The sequence below is a fragment of the Hornefia butyriciproducens genome, from assembly GCF_009695915.1.
In the GTDB taxonomy this organism is placed as follows: domain Bacteria; phylum Bacillota; class Clostridia; order Peptostreptococcales; family Anaerovoracaceae; genus Aminicella; species Aminicella butyriciproducens.
The window spans coordinates 277,540-294,074 of sequence record NZ_VUMZ01000002.1; the positions used below are offsets into that span (position 1 = coordinate 277,540).

Below are 16,535 nucleotides of genomic sequence, written 5' to 3' on the forward strand. Positions count from 1 at the left end.
CTGTGCCTGAGAACAAAAATAACAGCGGGAATTTTGAACTGAACAATTTTGAATCGCTGCAGATTAAGCTTGCTTCGACAGAAAAGATCCTGGAGTGGTCCTACGGCGAAGTCAAGAAGCCTGAGACGATCAATTACAGAACCCTGAAGCCGGAAACAGACGGACTCTTCTGCGAGCGGATCTTCGGACCGATGAAGGACTGGGAGTGCCACTGTGGTAAATACAAGCGCATCCGCTACAAAGGAATCATCTGCGACCGCTGCGGCGTTGAGGTCACAAAGGCCAAGGTCAGAAGAGAGAGAATGGGGCACATCAAGCTGGCGGCTCCTGTCTCTCACATCTGGTACTTCAAGGGAATTCCGTCCCGGATGGGACTGATTCTGGACGTTACGCCCAGGAATCTGGAGAGGGTTCTGTATTTTGCCTCCTACATCGTACTGGACGCAGGAGACGAGAAGGAAACCGGACTTGTCGAGAAACAGATCCTCTCTGAGCAGGAGTACAGAGAACTGAAGGATCAGCACGGAAACGGATTCCGCGCGGCGATGGGCGCCGAGGCGATCCGCGAACTCCTGGAGCGCATCGATCTGGACGAGCTCTCCGCGAAACTCCGTGAGCAGCTGAAAAATTCCACCGGACAAAAGAAGGTCCGCATCATCCGCCGCCTGGAGGTCGTGGAGGCATTGCGGCTTTCCGGAAACCGTCCGGAATGGATGATTCTGGAGGTTGTTCCGGTTATTCCGCCCGACCTGCGCCCGATGGTGCAGCTGGACGGCGGCCGTTTCGCCACCTCCGACCTGAACGATCTGTACCGTAGAGTCATCAACCGGAACAACCGTCTGAACCGCCTGCTTGAGCTGGGCGCTCCGGACATCATTGTAAGAAACGAGAAAAGAATGCTGCAGGAGGCGGTAGACTCTCTGATCGATAACGGCAGAAGAGGAAGACCTGTCACGGGACCCGGAGGAAGGGCTCTGAAATCCCTGTCCGACATGCTGAAGGGTAAGCAGGGCAGATTCCGTCAGAACCTGCTGGGCAAGCGTGTCGACTATTCCGGCCGTTCCGTAATCGTCGTCGGACCTGAGCTGAAATTCTATCAGTGCGGTCTGCCGAAGAAGATGGCGCTGGAGCTGTTCAAACCGTTCATCATGAAGGAACTGGTTGAGCAGGGTCACGCCCATAATATCAAGAATGCGAAGCGCATGGTCGAGAAGGTGAGACCGGAGGTCTGGGATGTGCTGGAAGGCGTGATCAAGGAGCATCCGGTTATGCTGAACCGTGCCCCGACGCTGCACAGACTGGGCATCCAGGCGTTCGAGCCGGTGTTGGTCGAGGGCAAGGCCATCAAGCTGCATCCGCTTGCCTGCACCGCTTTCAACGCTGACTTCGACGGAGACCAGATGGCGGTTCACGTACCGCTTTCCGTTGAGGCGCAGGCAGAGGCCAGATTCCTGATGCTGTCAGTGAACAACATCCTGGCGCCGAAGGACGGCTCGCCGATCACCACGCCGACGCAGGACATGATTCTGGGAGCGTACTACCTGACTTATCCGGGAACAGCGAAGAAGGTGGTCACTGTCGACGGCAAAGAAAAGGTTTCCTACACGATGGACGAATTCGGCGATCCGGAGATCGTCGAGGCGAATCGGAAGAATGGATTTGAGCGAATCCCTGAAAAGGGCGACGGCAAGGTATTCACAGATATCGACGAAATGCTGATGGCCTATCAGAACGGCAACGTGAAAATCCACGCGAAGGTCCGGGTCAGAATGTACCTGGAGGGTGACACCACCGGGAAACTGGTGGAATCCACCGTCGGCCGGTTCATCTACAATCAGGGAATTCCGCAGGACCTTGGTTTTGTTGACCGCAGCAAAGACAGATACGGCCTGGAAATCAACATGCTCTGCGGCAAGAAGAAGCTGGGCGATATCATCGACCGCTGCTTCAAGGTTCATGAGAACACCGGCACCGTGCTGATGCTTGACTACATCAAATCCATGGGATATAAATATTCCACTAAAGCGGCCGTCACCATCGGAATCGACGACATGGCCATTCCGGAAGGGAAATGGGAGGTCATCGATGCGGCTCAGGCTGAGGTGGACAAATATGAGAAGGCGTACCGCAGAGGTCTGATCTCCAACGACGAACGTGTGAACCGTCTGGTGGAGACCTGGAACAAAGCTACGGATGACATCGGAGACGCGCTGATGGATTCCCTGGAGCCGGACAACAACCTGAACATCATGGCAACTTCCGGAGCCAGAGGAAGTAAAAACCAGATCCGGCAGATCGGTGGAATGCGCGGACTGATGGGTACCGCGACCGGTAAGACCGTAGAAATTCCGATTAAGGCCAACTTCCGTGAGGGACTTTCCATTCTGGAATACTTCATTTCCTCCAACGGAGCCCGTAAGGGGCTGGCGGATACTGCGCTGCGTACCGCAGACTCCGGGTACCTGACCAGACGACTGGTCGACGTCTCCCACAACGTGATTGTGAGAGAAGAGGACTGCGGAACCACCGACGGCGTTGAAGTCTCCGCATTCGTGGACGGAAAGGAAGTTCTGGAGCGTCTGCAGGACAGAATTGAAGGACGGACAGCTGCCGAGGACATCGTGAATCCGGAGAACGAGAAGGAGATCATCGTTGCAGCCGGCGAGGAAATCAGCGATCAGCAGGCGAAGAAGATCGAGGCGTGCGGAATCGAATCCGTGAAGATCCGCTCGGTGATGACCTGCAAGAGCAAAACCGGCGTCTGCGCCAGATGCTACGGACGGAACCTGGCTACCGGCGAGAAAGTCAATCTGGGCGAATCCGTGGGAATCATCGCGGCACAGTCCATTGGTGAGCCGGGTACACAGCTGACCATGAGAACCTTCCATACCGGAGGCGTCGCAGGTTCCGACATCACTCAGGGTCTTCCGAGAGTCGAGGAGCTGTTTGAGGCCAGAAAACCGAAGGGTCTTGCAGAGATCTGCGAGGAGAACGGCACCGTACAGAAGGTCGAGAACAAGCCGAACGGCAAGATCGGCGTGACGATTCTGGGTGCGGAATCCGGGGAGTCGAAGGAATACGATGTCCCTTACAATGCCACCATCGTGGTCCGTCCCGGAGAGAAAATCGAAGCCGGAGAGAATATCACCAGAGGTCCGCTGAATCCTCACGATATTTTCCGGCTGAAAGGCGTCAAGGGCGTTTACGATTACCTGCTGATGGAGGTACAGAGAGTATACAGGAACCAGGGTGTAGATATTAACGACAAGCACGTTGAGATCATCGTCAGCCAGATGCTGTCCAAGTACAAGGTAGAGGATTCAGGCGATACCCACCTGCTGCCGGGCGGCATGTACAGCATTACCGAGCTTGAGGAAGCGAACGCGGAAGCGGAGGCTGCCGGAGGAGCGCCTGCGAATTACAAGCAGCTGCTTCTTGGTATTACAAAGGCGTCACTGGCGACGAACTCCTTCCTGTCCGCAGCGTCCTTCCAGGAGACCACGCGTGTTCTGACCGATGCGGCTATCAAGGGTAAGAGAGACCACCTGCAGGGACTGAAAGAGAACGTCATCATCGGTAAGCTGATCCCTGCCGGAACCGGTATGAAACGCTATAAAAATATCAAAGTCGATTACGGCGAGAATACGGAATACATGGAATCCTTTGACAGGAGACCGGAAAACGATGAGTTCGTCAGGTTTGATTCCAACCGGCCGGAGGCCCGCTACGACAGCTTCGCTGTGGCGGACGAATACGTCAGCGACGAGTTCCTGGCACCCTCGGAGGAAACTCCGGAGGAATCCGAAATTGTTGAGATGGACGACTGATGGAAAATTCGGTTGCAATCGGCGAGGTGTTATGATAAACTAATCGGTAGTTGCGGTCATTCTGACCCTGAAAAAGGTATCAGGGTCAGTTTGGCTGTGAATATAAAATATCAGAAGAAAGGAGAAACGAATGCCTACTATTAATCAGTTAGTACGTCAGGGCAGAACAAGTTCTGTCAAGAAGTCCGACGCACCGGCCCTGGGCAAGGGAATGAATTCTCTGAAGCGCACCGCTACGGACAACAATTCCCCTCAGAAAAGAGGCGTCTGCACTTCCGTCAAGACAGTTACCCCTAAGAAGCCGAATTCCGCTCTTAGAAAGGTTGCCAGAGTACGTCTGACCAACGGTATCGAAGTGACGGCATACATTCCGGGGATTGGCCACAATCTGCAGGAGCACAGTGTCGTTCTGATCAGAGGCGGAAGAGTCAAAGACCTCCCGGGCGTCAGATACCACATCGTCAGAGGAACACTCGATACAGCCGGAGTAGCTGAAAGAGGACAGGCTCGTTCCAAGTACGGAACCAAGAGACCTAAGAAAAAGTAAACCGGACTGAACTCAGGAAAATGGGAACTTTAGTGTGCGCTTAAAGTCCTGCCGTATATTTCGACGGGACTGCATGTACTGCAGAATAGTTTGTATTCGTGTACCATATAAGAGCACCGCGGCATCCGAAGGAGTGATGTCGAGTACCCCCGGACAGACTGGGCGGTCACATTAATTGCCGGGCCGCGCAGAGTAACCCGCGGTTTGCGGGCGAAGACAGTCGCGCAATTAGAAAATTCACAGGCAAGGAGGGAAGAGAAGTGCCAAGAAAAGGTAAGACACCAAAAAGAGAAGTACTTCCGGATCCAGTATACGGCAGCGTTACGGTCTCCAAGCTGATCAACAGCATCATGCTCGACGGAAAGAAGGGCGTTGCCCAGAAGATCGTCTATGACGCATTCGATACGATCAGAGAAAAGACCGGCGAGGAGCCGCTGGAAGTATTTGAGAAGGCAATGAATAACATCATGCCGGTATTAGAAGTTAAAGCGAGAAGAATCGGTGGTGCGAACTACCAGGTTCCGATCGAAGTAAGACCTGAAAGAAGACAGACTCTCGGTTTGAGATGGCTGACCAAGTACACCAGACTCAGAGGTGAGAGAACCATGTCTGACCGTCTTGCGAAAGAGCTGATGGACGCGGCGAACAACACCGGCGCATCCGTCAAGAAGAAGGAAGATACCCACAAGATGGCAGAGGCCAACAAGGCTTTTGCGCACTTCAGATGGTAATGGAACGGAGGAACAATGGCAGGTAGAGAATTTCCGCTTGAAAAAACAAGAAACATCGGAATCATGGCTCATATCGATGCGGGCAAGACAACTACCACAGAACGTATCCTTTTCTACACCGGGAAAACCCACAAGATCGGTGAGACTCATGACGGAGCCTCCCAGATGGACTGGATGGAGCAGGAGCAGGAGCGCGGTATCACCATCACGTCTGCTGCGACGACCGCCCAGTGGAAGGGCAACCGTATCAATATCATTGATACGCCGGGACACGTAGATTTTACCGTTGAAGTTGAGAGATCACTCCGCGTGCTGGACGGCGCTGTTACCGTTCTCTGCGCGAAGGGCGGCGTAGAGCCGCAGTCGGAAACTGTCTGGAGACAGGCAGAGGGATATGGCGTTCCCAGGATGATATTCGTGAACAAAATGGACATCATGGGAGCAGACTTCTTCCGCGTCGTTGACATGGTGAAGGACAGGCTGAAGGCGAATGCTGTGCCTGTTCAGCTGCCGATCGGAAAGGAAGAGACCTTTAAGGGGATCATCGACCTGATTACGATGAAGGCAGAAATTTATGAGGACCAGCTGGGAACCCAGATCGACGAAGAGGCGATTCCGGATGATATGCTGGAACTCGCCCAGGAGTGGAGAGATAAGATGCTGGAAGCTGTCGCGGAATGCGACGAGGATCTTATGATGAAGTTCCTGGAGGGTGAAGAACTGACAGAGCAGGAGATCAAGGCGACGATCCGTAAGCAGACGATCGCGAATGAGATGGTGCCTGTGATGTGCGGTTCCGCATATAAGAACAAAGGCGTCCAGATGCTGCTGGACGGCATCGTCGATTATATGCCGGCGCCGATCGACATCCCGCCGATTAAGGGAGTGGATCCGGATACCGGAGAAGAGGTCGACAGACCTTCCGACGACAAAGCGCCGTTTTCTGCACTGGCGTTCAAGATCATGACCGACCCGTATGTCGGTAAGCTGGCGTTCTTCCGGGTTTATTCCGGAACGATGGATTCCGGCTCCTACGTCTACAATTCCACGAAGGGACAGAAGGAGAGAGTCGGACGTATCCTGCAGATGCACGCCAACAAGAGACAGGAAATCTCCAGAGTGTACTCCGGCGACATCGCCGCGGCGGTGGGACTGAAGAACACCACGACGGGAGATACTTTGTGCGATGAGGATCACGAGGTAATCCTGGAGTCCATGGAATTCCCGGATCCTGTTATCGAGATCGCCATCGAGCCGAAGACCAAGGCCGGTCAGGAAAAGATGGGTGTTGCTCTGGCGAAGCTGGCGGAGGAGGATCCGACGTTCAAGACCTACACCAACGCAGATACTGGACAGACAATTATCGCCGGCATGGGCGAGCTCCATCTGGAGATCATCGTGGACCGGCTGCTCCGTGAGTTCAAGGTTGAGGCGAACGTGGGCAAACCGCAGGTATCGTACAAAGAAACTATTACGGCTACCGCAGATGTGGATCACAAATATGCGAAGCAGTCCGGAGGACATGGTCAGTACGGTCACGTCAAGATCAAGGTTTATCCGAGAGAGCCGGGTTCAGGATTTGAATTCGTCAACTCGATTGTCGGCGGTGCGATTCCGAAGGAATACATCGGACCTATCGAGGAAGGAATCAAGTCCGCGATGGAAGTCGGACCGGTTGCGGGATATCAGGTCGTCGATGTGGGCGTAGAACTGTATGACGGTTCTTACCACGAGGTTGACTCCTCCGAGATGGCGTTCAAGGTTGCTGCCTCCATGGCGTTCCGCGAAGCGGCGCAGAAGGCGAAGCCGGTTCTGCTGGAGCCTGTCTTCAAGGTAGAAGTCACGGTACCGGAGGAATATATGGGAGATGTCATCGGCGACATTTCCGGAAGACGGGGACGTATCGAGGGATCCGATATGAACAACGGAGCTGTTGCGGTCAGAGCAATGGTACCGCTTTCGGAGATGTTCGGATACGCTACCGATCTGAGATCGAGAACACAGGGCCGGGGCATTTATGTAATGCAGTTCGACCACTTCGAGAAGCTGCCTGACAGCCTGGTAGAGAAGGTCAGCAGCAAATAATAAAGGAGAATAACAATGGCAAAACAGAAATATGAGAGAACCAAGCCGCATATCAATATCGGCACCATCGGTCACGTAGACCACGGAAAAACTACTCTGACGGCTGCGATCACCAAGGTACTGCATCAGAGATACAGTCTGGGTGAGGACGTAGAGTTCGACCAGATTGACAAAGCACCGGAAGAGAAGGAAAGAGGAATCACCATCTCCTCCGCACACGTTGAATATGAGACCCCGAACAGACACTACGCGCACGTAGACTGCCCGGGACACGCGGACTACGTAAAGAACATGATCACCGGAGCTGCTCAGATGGACGGAGCGATCCTGGTCGTCGCTGCAACGGACGGACCGATGCCGCAGACCAGAGAGCACATCCTGCTGTCGAGACAGGTAGGCGTTCCTTACATCATCGTATTCCTGAACAAATGTGACATGGTCGACGATGAGGAGCTGCTGGATCTGGTAGAGATGGAAGTCAGAGAGCTGCTGAGCGAGTACGACTTCCCGGGCGACGACACGCCGATCATCAGAGGATCCGCGCTGAAAGCGCTGGAAGATCCTGCCGGAGAGTGGGGAGACAAGATCGTCGAGCTGATGGAAGCAGTAGACAGCTACATTCCTGAGCCGAAGAGAGACAACGACAAGCCGTTCCTGATGCCGGTAGAGGACGTATTCTCCATCACCGGACGCGGAACCGTAGCGACCGGAAGAGTCGAGAGAGGCGTGCTGAAGGTCGGAGACGAGGTGGAAATCGTCGGACTGTCTGATGAGAAGAGAAAGGTAGTCGTCACAGGCGTAGAGATGTTCCGTAAGATTCTGGACGAGGCAGAGACGGGCGACAACATCGGAGCGCTGCTGAGAGGCGTACAGAGAAACGAAATCGAAAGAGGACAGGTACTGGCTGCACCGGGAAGCATCCACCCGCACACACAGTTCAAAGGTCAGGTGTACGTACTGAAGAAGGAAGAAGGCGGACGTCATACGCCGTTCTTCAACGGATACAGACCGCAGTTCTACTTCAGAACAACGGACGTAACGGGCGACCTGAAGCTGCCGGAAGGAACCGAGATGTGCATGCCGGGAGATAACGTTGTGATGGAGATCAAGCTGATCACCCCGATCGCTATCGAGGAAGGTCTGAGATTCGCTATCAGAGAAGGCGGAAGAACCGTAGGCTCCGGCGTTGTAACCGAAATCATCGAGTAACAGATGGAACCCAGTCAAAAGACGCTCCAACGGGCGTCTTTTGTTGTATTAAACGGAGTGATAAGTGAAACGGCAACGAGATAGGAGATGTCGCCAATGAAGGAAGTCAAAAGGCCGAGAAGGCCGATGATATTTTATTATCTGCTGATCCTTTGCGTGATACTGGCGTTCAACATGTTTGCTCTGCCGGCCATGCAGCAGAGCCAGATCACCAAAGTAGACTATGGAACGTTCATGAAGATGACGGAAGACCGGGAGATTAAGCAGGTCCAGATTCAGAGCAGCAAGATCATTTTCACCGACAAAAACGGTAAATACTATTCCACCACACCCATGGAGGGGGATGCAGGACTGACTGAGCGCCTGTATAAGTCCGGAGCGAAATTCACCACCAATATCACGAACAGCGGAAGCGCATCGCTGCTGATTTCTCTGCTGGGATGGATTCTGCCGATTATCATCTTCCTCTGGCTGGGACAGGTTCTGTCCAAACGAATGATGGACAAGGCGGGAGGAGGTCAGGGCTCCATGATGTTTGGAATGGGCAAGAGCAACGCCAAGCTTTACGTCCAGTCCACCGAGGGCATTCACTTCGACGATGTGGCCGGAGAAGACGAGGCGAAGGAGAACCTGATGGAGATCGTGGAATATCTCCACAATCCAGAGAAGTATACTGCTGTGGGCGCATCTATGCCCAAGGGCGTTCTGCTGGTAGGGCCGCCGGGAACCGGAAAGACCATGCTGGCGAAGGCTGTGGCTGGCGAGGCGAACGTACCGTTCTTCAGCATCAGCGGATCTGAATTTGTCGAGATGTTCGTGGGAATGGGTGCATCCAAGGTAAGAGATCTGTTCAAACAGGCCAAGGAGAAGGCGCCCTGCATCGTGTTCATCGATGAAATCGACGCGATCGGAAAGAAGAGAGAAAACCAGCTGGCCTCCAACGATGAACGGGAGCAGACGCTGAACCAGCTGCTGACGGAAATGGACGGATTTGAGAGCAACAACGGCGTCATTATTCTGGCTGCGACTAACCGTCCGGAATCTCTGGACGCCGCGCTTCTGCGGCCGGGCAGATTCGACCGCCGGGTGCCTGTAGAACTGCCGGATCTGGCGGGAAGAGAAGCGATTCTGAAGGTTCACGGAAAGAAAGTCCGCCTGGCGGAGGACGTGGACTTTCATACTGTTGCCAGAATGGCCTCCGGAGCTTCCGGCGCGGAGCTGGCCAATATCATCAACGAGGCGGCGCTGCGGGCTGTCCGGGACAACCGGACTACAGTCTGCGAGGCTGATCTGGAGGAGAGCATTGAGGTCGTCATCGCCGGATACCAGAAGAAGAACGCGATTCTCTCCGACGATGAAAAGCGGACTGTCGCATATCACGAAATCGGGCACGCACTGCTGGCAGCGCTTCAGACTGATTCCGCACCGGTGCAGAAGATCACCATTATTCCCAGAACATCGGGAGCGCTTGGCTATACGATGCAGGTGGACGAGGGAGATAAATATCTTCTGTCCAAGGAAGAACTGGAGAACAAAATCGCCACATTCACTGCAGGACGCGCCGCAGAGGAGGTCAGGTTCGGACGCATCACCACAGGGGCGTCTAACGATATTGAACAGGCTACACGCCTGGCGCGCGCCATGATCACCCGATACGGCATGAGCGACGAATTCGGCATGGTCGCGATGGAGACGGTGAATAACCAGTATCTCGGCGGGGATACGTCGCTGACCTGCTCTGCCGCGACTCAGGAGGAGATCGACAAGCGCGTCGTGGAAGTGATCCGGGAGCAGCATCAGAAGGCTCTGAAGATGCTCCGAGACAACAAAGACAAGCTGGATGAGCTGGCCGAATTCCTCTATGAGAAGGAAACGATCACAGGAGAGGAATTCATGGAGATTCTTCACAGGGACAGCATATCGGGAAAGAGCAACACAGAGTCTCCGGAGCCGCCGCAGGAATGACGGTGCAAACGGCGCGGGAGCGAATGATATCAGGAACAGTATATGAAACATATATTCATCATCAACCCGGCCGCGGGGCAGGGAAAGGAACTGGAAACGCTGCGGCAGGAAATACTGAGAGAAACCAGGCTGCGTCTGATAGAGGCGGTGATCCACCGGACCAATGCGAGAGGTGACGCCGAGAGAACCGCCGCCCGCTATGCGGCGGAACTGAAGGGCGAGGAGGCTCGGTTTTACGCCTGCGGCGGCGACGGCACACTTAACGAGGTGATTAACGGTGCCGCGGGTTATCAGAACATTTCTGTCGGCATGATCCCCATCGGGACGGGGAACGATACCATCCGGAATTTTTCGCCGCCGGAAAAAGCATTCCGCAGCGTTGCGGCACAGCTGACGGGAACACCGCGGCAAATAGATCTGCTGCGGTGCAGAGGCCGGATTGACGGCATCAACGTTGATCGGTTCTGTGTCAATATGATCAACAACGGATTCGACTGCAATGTGGTGGCGAGAGCTGCGCAGTTGAAGGAGCGTCCGTTTCTGGCCGGCTCCGCGGCGTATATGTTGGCTGTGTTTGAAAAGTTTGTGCGCAGGGAAGGCATCCGCCTCACCGTATACGGTGATGGCGAAAAAATCATCGACGGCAGCATGCTCCTCTGCGCAGTATGCAACGGCTCCTACTGCGGAGGCGGGATTAAGTCTGCTCCCCAGGCAAGTCTCGTGGACGGCATGCTGGATCTGAACATCATCAATTATGTGAGCCGGCGGCAGTTCCTTCGTTTTTTTCCGGACTTCGCCCGGGGAAAGCATCTGGAGAGAAAGGATATCGGAGATCTTCTGATCACAAAGAAATGTCGCCGCGTTCGCCTGGTTCCGAAGGACAGTGAGAGTTTTCTGACCTGTGTGGACGGTGAGATTGCCGATACTTCGGGGCTGGAGGTTGAAATTTGCCCCAGCGCGCTGCGGCTGATTATCCCGGAGCATCGCGAATGATTATTCGGGAGCACCGCAGGTGACCGCGTTCGCACGTCCCGCAAAATTGAAATCTTGCGGGACGTGGCTTTTTTGTAGTATAATATATTATCTATGGGCAGAGACAGAGAAAACGTGCGGATGCGCAGCCTGCCCGGAGGTAACATGAGCAGTATAATACAGATCAGAAATCTTATATTTGAATATGAGAAGGAAGAGAACGGAGAGCCGGTCCGCGCCATCGACGGCGTTACCCTGGATATCGAAGAGGGAAGTTTTGTCGCTGTCATCGGCCGCAACGGATCCGGGAAATCCACGCTGGCCAAGAACCTGAACGGACTCTTTGTTCCCACGGAGGGAACGGTCCTTGTAGACGGATGGGATACCCGCGACGATGAGCATATATGGGAGGTTAGGCAGACCGCCGGCATGGTCTTTCAGAACCCGGACAATCAGCTGGTTTCCTCTATCGTAGAGGATGATGTGGCGTTTGGCCCGGAGAATCTCGGAGTGGAACCGTCCCTGATCCGGGAACGGGTGGACAGGGCTTTGTCGTCCGTGCGAATGGGCGAGTACCGGCACAAAGCACCCCATCAGCTTTCCGGCGGACAGAAGCAGAGAGTCGCCATCGCAGGCGTCATCGCTATGCGCCCGAAATGCATTATCTTTGATGAGCCCACTGCGATGCTGGATCCCCGGGGGCGGCGCGACATCATGAAGATCATACAGCAGCTGCATGAGGAAGGGATCACCGTGATCCTGATCACTCATTTCATGGACGAGGCGGTGAGAGCGGATCGAGTCATTATCATGGATAAAGGCAGTGTTCTCCTGGACGGAACTCCCGCTGAGGTGTTTTCCCGGCGGGAACGAATGCTTGAGGTCAGTCTGGACGTGCCAGTGGCGGTTGAAATCGCAGCAATGCTGCGCAGCAGAGGAATTGACGTTCCGGAGGATGTAATTACGCCGGAGGACATGGTGGAGTTTGTATGTCAATACAGGTAAGAAATCTTTCATACATATATAACGAAGGCCTGACCAGTGAGACCGTCGCTTTGGACAATATCAATTTTGATATCTATGACGGCGAGGTGGCAGGTATCATCGGACACACGGGAAGCGGCAAATCCACGCTGCTTCAGCAGCTGAACGGGCTGCTGAAACCCCGCGGAGGCACAATCATCGTCGGCGGAACGGACATTACCCGTCCGGGAATCTCCATGAGGGATGTGCGGCGGAGAGTCGGTCTGGTCTTTCAGTATCCTGAATATCAGCTATTTGAGGAAACCGTCGCTCTGGATGTGGCCTTCGGTCCCAAAAATCTGGGGCTTAGGGAGGACGAGGTCGATGAACGCGTCCATGATGCGCTGGAACTTGTTGGACTGGACTACGATGAAGTGGCGGGGCGATCGCCCTTTGAGCTTTCCGGCGGGCAGAAACGCCGTGTTGCCATCGCAGGCGTCATAGCCATGAAGCCGCAGGTGCTGATTCTGGACGAACCCACTGCAGGTCTTGATCCGGGCTCTCATGACGAGATTATGGCGATGATCCGCAAGGTACACGAATCACAGCAGAATATCATCCTCTTTGTTTCCCATAATATGGAGGATGTGGCCGCACTCTCAGATAAAGTGATGGTTATGGATCGTGGCAAGCTGATCACGGTGGGAACGCCGAAGGAGGTATTCCGTCAGAGGGACCGGCTTGCGGCGATCGCGCTGGACGTGCCGCCGGTGACAGAAATGATGTTTCAGCTGAAGGAGAGAGGAATCGACGTCGATACCGGCGCGCTGACGCTACGGGAGGCGGAGGAGTCGATTTATGATTATCTGAGAGGAAGCAAAGCGAAATGATCCGAGATATTACACTGGGTCAGTATTATCCGGCGCAGTCCTTTGTGCACCGGCTGGACCCCAGAGTGAAAATAACAGCGGCGGTTCTGTATATTATCGAGCTGTTTATCGTAAATGATTTCCCGGGATTTGCGGTCTGCGCAGGTGTGCTGGCGGCGGTCGTCGGGATCTCCAGAGTGCCGCCGGGGTTCATCATGAGGGGGCTCAAGCCGATTCTGATTATCCTGATTTTCACCTTCTGCCTGAATATTTTCATGATTGACGGCAGGGTGCTGTACCATATCGGTCCGCTGCGTGTGACGGATAACGGCCTGTATACGGCGGTGTTCATGAGTATTCGTCTGATTCTGCTGATCATCGGCACGTCGCTGCTGACTCTGACGACGACGCCCATAAGCCTGACGGATGGAATTGAACGTCTTCTGAGCCCGTTGAACAAAGTCGGGGTCGCCACGCATGAGATAGCCATGATGATGTCCATCGCTCTTCGGTTCATACCGACATTGATGGAGGAAACCGACAAAATTATTAAGGCACAGCAGGCTCGCGGCGCGGATTTTGAGAGCGGAAACATTTTCGCCCGGGCGAAATCGCTGATTCCGATCCTGGTTCCGCTCTTTGTCAGCGCTTTCCGGATTGCGCAGGATCTCGCGATGGCGATGGAGGCCCGATGTTACCGGGGCGGTGCGGGAAGAACAAGGATGAACGGAATGAAGATGGGGCGGGCGGACGCGCTGTGCCTGGCCGGTATGTTTTTGTTCCTGGGAGTTATCATAGGAATGCGCATTATGTTTTAGCGGAGGAAACAGATTGAGGCAGAGAAGGATAAAGGATCTCGACAGCAAAATCGAGGCCTTCCGACAGTATTGCATTGACAGCCCCGGCGAGTACAAAGGGCGGTGGAGAGAAGAGTTTGCGGGGAGCAGGCCTTTCGCCATAGAGATCGGATGCGGCAAGGGCCAGTTCATCACGAGAATGTCTGAGCGACACCCTGATTGGATGTTCCTGGGGTTTGAAGGACATAGAAGCGTGGCGCTTCACGCACTGGAGAAGGAGAGAGAAACGGGAAGTGAGAACGTCCGTTTTGTGCTGCAGTATATCCGTTCTCTGGACGAAATATTCGCGGACGGAGAGGTGGACTGGATATTCCTGAATTTCAGTGATCCGTGGCCTAAGGAACGCCACGCCAAGCGGAGGCTTACCTACGGTGAGAAACTGAAGGAATATGCCCGTGTTCTCAGCCCGGGAGGAATCCTGGAGTTCAAGACCGACAATGACGGGCTGTTCGAGTATTCGCTTGAGCAGGTACTGAAACAAGGTTGTTTCGTCGTGGAAGAGGTGACGAGAGATCTGCACGTCGCGAAGGCGCCTTCGGAGTATGTGACAACGGAGTATGAGGACAAATTCTCCGCCGCAGGCAAAAGCATCAACTTCATGCGCTTGAAGAAAGCCTGATAGGATGAATCGGATATGGCAGGGCAGAACTGTCGCTGAAAAGGCGTTTGAACGCTTGTAAACCAATGCGGATTGGAATATAATAGAACAGAATCAGTACAAGAAAACCATAGGCAGGGGGAAATTGCTATGTCAGATTTTATTATGGCCGCCGCGAACGGCAGAAACATTCCTAAGGAAGACGTGATCTTCGGCATCAGCCGCAGAGCCCGGGAGATGGCGGAGGATGTCGGTGAGGACAAAGTCATCAACGCGACTATCGGCGCGCTTCTGGATGATGAAGGAGAGTTTCTGGTGCTTTCTTCAGTGGATGATACGTTCATGGGACTGGAGCCGGTGGAATACGCCCAGTACGCGCCCATCGGGGGAACGCCCGAATTCCGGAAGGCGGCGATACGAGCGGCATTGAGGAGCTACGAGCCCAAAGGGCAGGTACGCGCGGTGGCAACGCCGGGAGGCACCGGATCGCTGCGGAACACTATCGCTAACTATTCCTGTCCGGGGGATCAGATTCTGACGACTGACTGGCACTGGTCTCCCTACAAAACCATTGCGGCTGAGCAGGGACGAAGCATTGCGACCTTCCGCCTTTTTAATGAGAATTACGGCTTTAACGCAGAGGATTTCCGCAAACGGGTCGGAGAGATGCTGGAGGAGCAGGACCGTCTAATCATCATTCTGAATACGCCGGCGCAGAACCCGACGGGATATTCGCTGACTGATGCGGACTGGCAGAAGGTGATCAGCATCCTGTCATCGCAGGCTCCGGAAAAGCGTATTGCACTGCTGGTGGACACTGCGTATATTGATTTTGCTGGGGATGAAGATGAATACAGAAGCTTCCTTCCGTATCTGGAGGAATTGCCTGCGAATGTCCTTCCAATTCTGGCCTTCAGCATGTCTAAGACATTTACTCTGTACGGACTGCGGTGTGGAGCAATGATCTGCCTCGCACCGAATGAGGAGATTGCGGACGAGTTCGTCCGTGTCTGCGAGTTTTCTTCCCGCGCGTCCTGGTCCAACAGCCCCAGAGTCGGCCAGAGCATTATCGCCAATATTTTCGCCGATAAGGATCTTCTGGATCGGGTCACAAAGGAAAGGAAGGAGATCCGCGACATGCTTCTGAAACGGGGCCGCGCCTTTGAAGAGGAAGCGGAAAGAGCAGGTCTGCCGATCCTTCCTTACGACGGCGGATTCTTCGCATCGATCCCCTGTGATGATCCGGCTTCAGCCAGCCGTGAACTGGAAGCGGAGGGTATCTTCCTGGTGCCGCTGGCCATGGGTCTGCGCGTCTCACTGGCGTCCATCTCAGAAGAGAAATGCCGCAGGATTCCAGCTAAAGTAGTTGAAGTTTTGAACAAAAGATAGTATAATATCGTTGGCCGGCTCCGCCGGCCGCATATGCGGGCGTAGTTTAGTGGTAAAATTCGAGCTTCCCAAGCTTGCGTTGAGGGTTCGATTCCCTTCGCCCGCTCCACGAAAAAAGACATCCCGAAAAGGATGTCTTTTTTTCGTGGAACAGAAAAAAAGGGAATCGAACCCGGAAGGGCGCGAGCGTGAAGCCTGTCAGTCCGGTGGACTGACGGGCAGCGAGCGGTGCAAGCCGACTGAAAGAGGAGGCGCAGGACGGCGGGTTGCGAGAGAAAGGCAATTGAAGACGCAACCCGTGTAATTCCGGCTCTGTTAAATATGTTGGGGTGGAGGATACTCTAAGTATTTCAGAGCCTCTTTATTTTTTGAAAAAATGACTGTTTTCACTGGCTCCTACCGAGCATCCCGCAAGATTTGTTTCCTGTAGAATTCATCTATTCTTTTCGATCGGTTTTCCGGACACTAAAACAATATTCAAGTGTAGCACCGTAGCTCAAGTGGTCTTTTGCTGTATTCAGTT

At 54.1% G+C, this 16,535-nt stretch carries 12 protein-coding genes and 1 tRNA gene; all 13 read left to right on the plus strand.

The window, feature by feature from the left end:
• Positions 1–2 precede the first annotated feature (2 nt).
• The 13 genes from rpoC (at position 3) to FYJ64_RS03665 (ending at position 16,121) form a co-directional block, all read left to right on the plus strand.
• Complete coding sequence (rpoC, locus tag FYJ64_RS03605; RefSeq protein WP_321040798.1) at positions 3–3,827, plus strand: DNA-directed RNA polymerase subunit beta'; 3,825 nt, start codon at positions 3–5, stop codon at positions 3,825–3,827.
• A 130-nt stretch (positions 3,828–3,957) separates the two neighbouring features.
• Positions 3,958–4,374, plus strand: a complete 417-nt coding sequence (rpsL, locus tag FYJ64_RS03610; protein ID WP_075712788.1) for a 30S ribosomal protein S12 — start codon at positions 3,958–3,960, stop codon at positions 4,372–4,374.
• Between the two features lie 260 nt (positions 4,375–4,634).
• Positions 4,635–5,105 carry a 30S ribosomal protein S7 gene (gene rpsG / locus FYJ64_RS03615; protein ID WP_075712787.1) on the plus strand — a complete coding sequence of 157 codons (471 nt, stop codon included), beginning with the start codon at positions 4,635–4,637 and terminating at the stop codon, positions 5,103–5,105.
• Positions 5,106–5,120: 15 nt separating this feature from the next.
• Positions 5,121–7,190 (plus strand): elongation factor G, encoded by a 2,070-nt coding sequence (fusA, locus tag FYJ64_RS03620; RefSeq protein ID WP_154573879.1) that lies wholly within the window; start codon positions 5,121–5,123, stop codon positions 7,188–7,190.
• A gap of 15 nt (positions 7,191–7,205) precedes the next feature.
• Positions 7,206–8,399: an elongation factor Tu gene (tuf, locus tag FYJ64_RS03625; protein ID WP_075712785.1), complete on the plus strand. Its 1,194-nt coding sequence runs from the start codon at positions 7,206–7,208 to the stop codon at positions 8,397–8,399.
• A 96-nt stretch (positions 8,400–8,495) separates the two neighbouring features.
• Positions 8,496–10,364, plus strand: coding sequence for an ATP-dependent zinc metalloprotease FtsH (gene ftsH, locus FYJ64_RS03630; protein ID WP_154573880.1), 1,869 nt, complete (start codon positions 8,496–8,498; stop codon positions 10,362–10,364).
• Positions 10,365–10,406: 42 nt separating this feature from the next.
• On the plus strand, positions 10,407–11,357 hold the full coding sequence (locus tag FYJ64_RS03635; protein WP_154573881.1) for a diacylglycerol/lipid kinase family protein: 951 nt from the start codon (positions 10,407–10,409) through the stop codon (positions 11,355–11,357).
• A gap of 144 nt (positions 11,358–11,501) precedes the next feature.
• Positions 11,502–12,341 carry an energy-coupling factor transporter ATPase gene (locus tag FYJ64_RS03640; protein ID WP_154573882.1) on the plus strand — a complete coding sequence of 280 codons (840 nt, stop codon included), beginning with the start codon at positions 11,502–11,504 and terminating at the stop codon, positions 12,339–12,341.
• Positions 12,326–13,189 (plus strand): energy-coupling factor transporter ATPase, encoded by an 864-nt coding sequence (locus FYJ64_RS03645; protein WP_154573883.1) that lies wholly within the window; start codon positions 12,326–12,328, stop codon positions 13,187–13,189. The genes FYJ64_RS03640 and FYJ64_RS03645 overlap by 16 nt, the downstream gene beginning before the upstream one ends.
• Positions 13,186–13,986, plus strand: a complete 801-nt coding sequence (locus tag FYJ64_RS03650; protein WP_154573884.1) for an energy-coupling factor transporter transmembrane component T family protein — start codon at positions 13,186–13,188, stop codon at positions 13,984–13,986. The genes FYJ64_RS03645 and FYJ64_RS03650 overlap by 4 nt, the downstream gene beginning before the upstream one ends.
• Positions 13,987–13,999: 13 nt before the next feature.
• Complete coding sequence (trmB, locus tag FYJ64_RS03655) at positions 14,000–14,644, plus strand: tRNA (guanosine(46)-N7)-methyltransferase TrmB (protein ID WP_154573885.1); 645 nt, start codon at positions 14,000–14,002, stop codon at positions 14,642–14,644.
• A gap of 129 nt (positions 14,645–14,773) precedes the next feature.
• Positions 14,774–16,012: a pyridoxal phosphate-dependent aminotransferase gene (locus FYJ64_RS03660; protein WP_154573886.1), complete on the plus strand. Its 1,239-nt coding sequence runs from the start codon at positions 14,774–14,776 to the stop codon at positions 16,010–16,012.
• 35 nt (positions 16,013–16,047) lie between these two features.
• Positions 16,048–16,121, plus strand: a tRNA-Gly gene (locus FYJ64_RS03665).
• Positions 16,122–16,535: the final 414 nt, after the last annotated feature.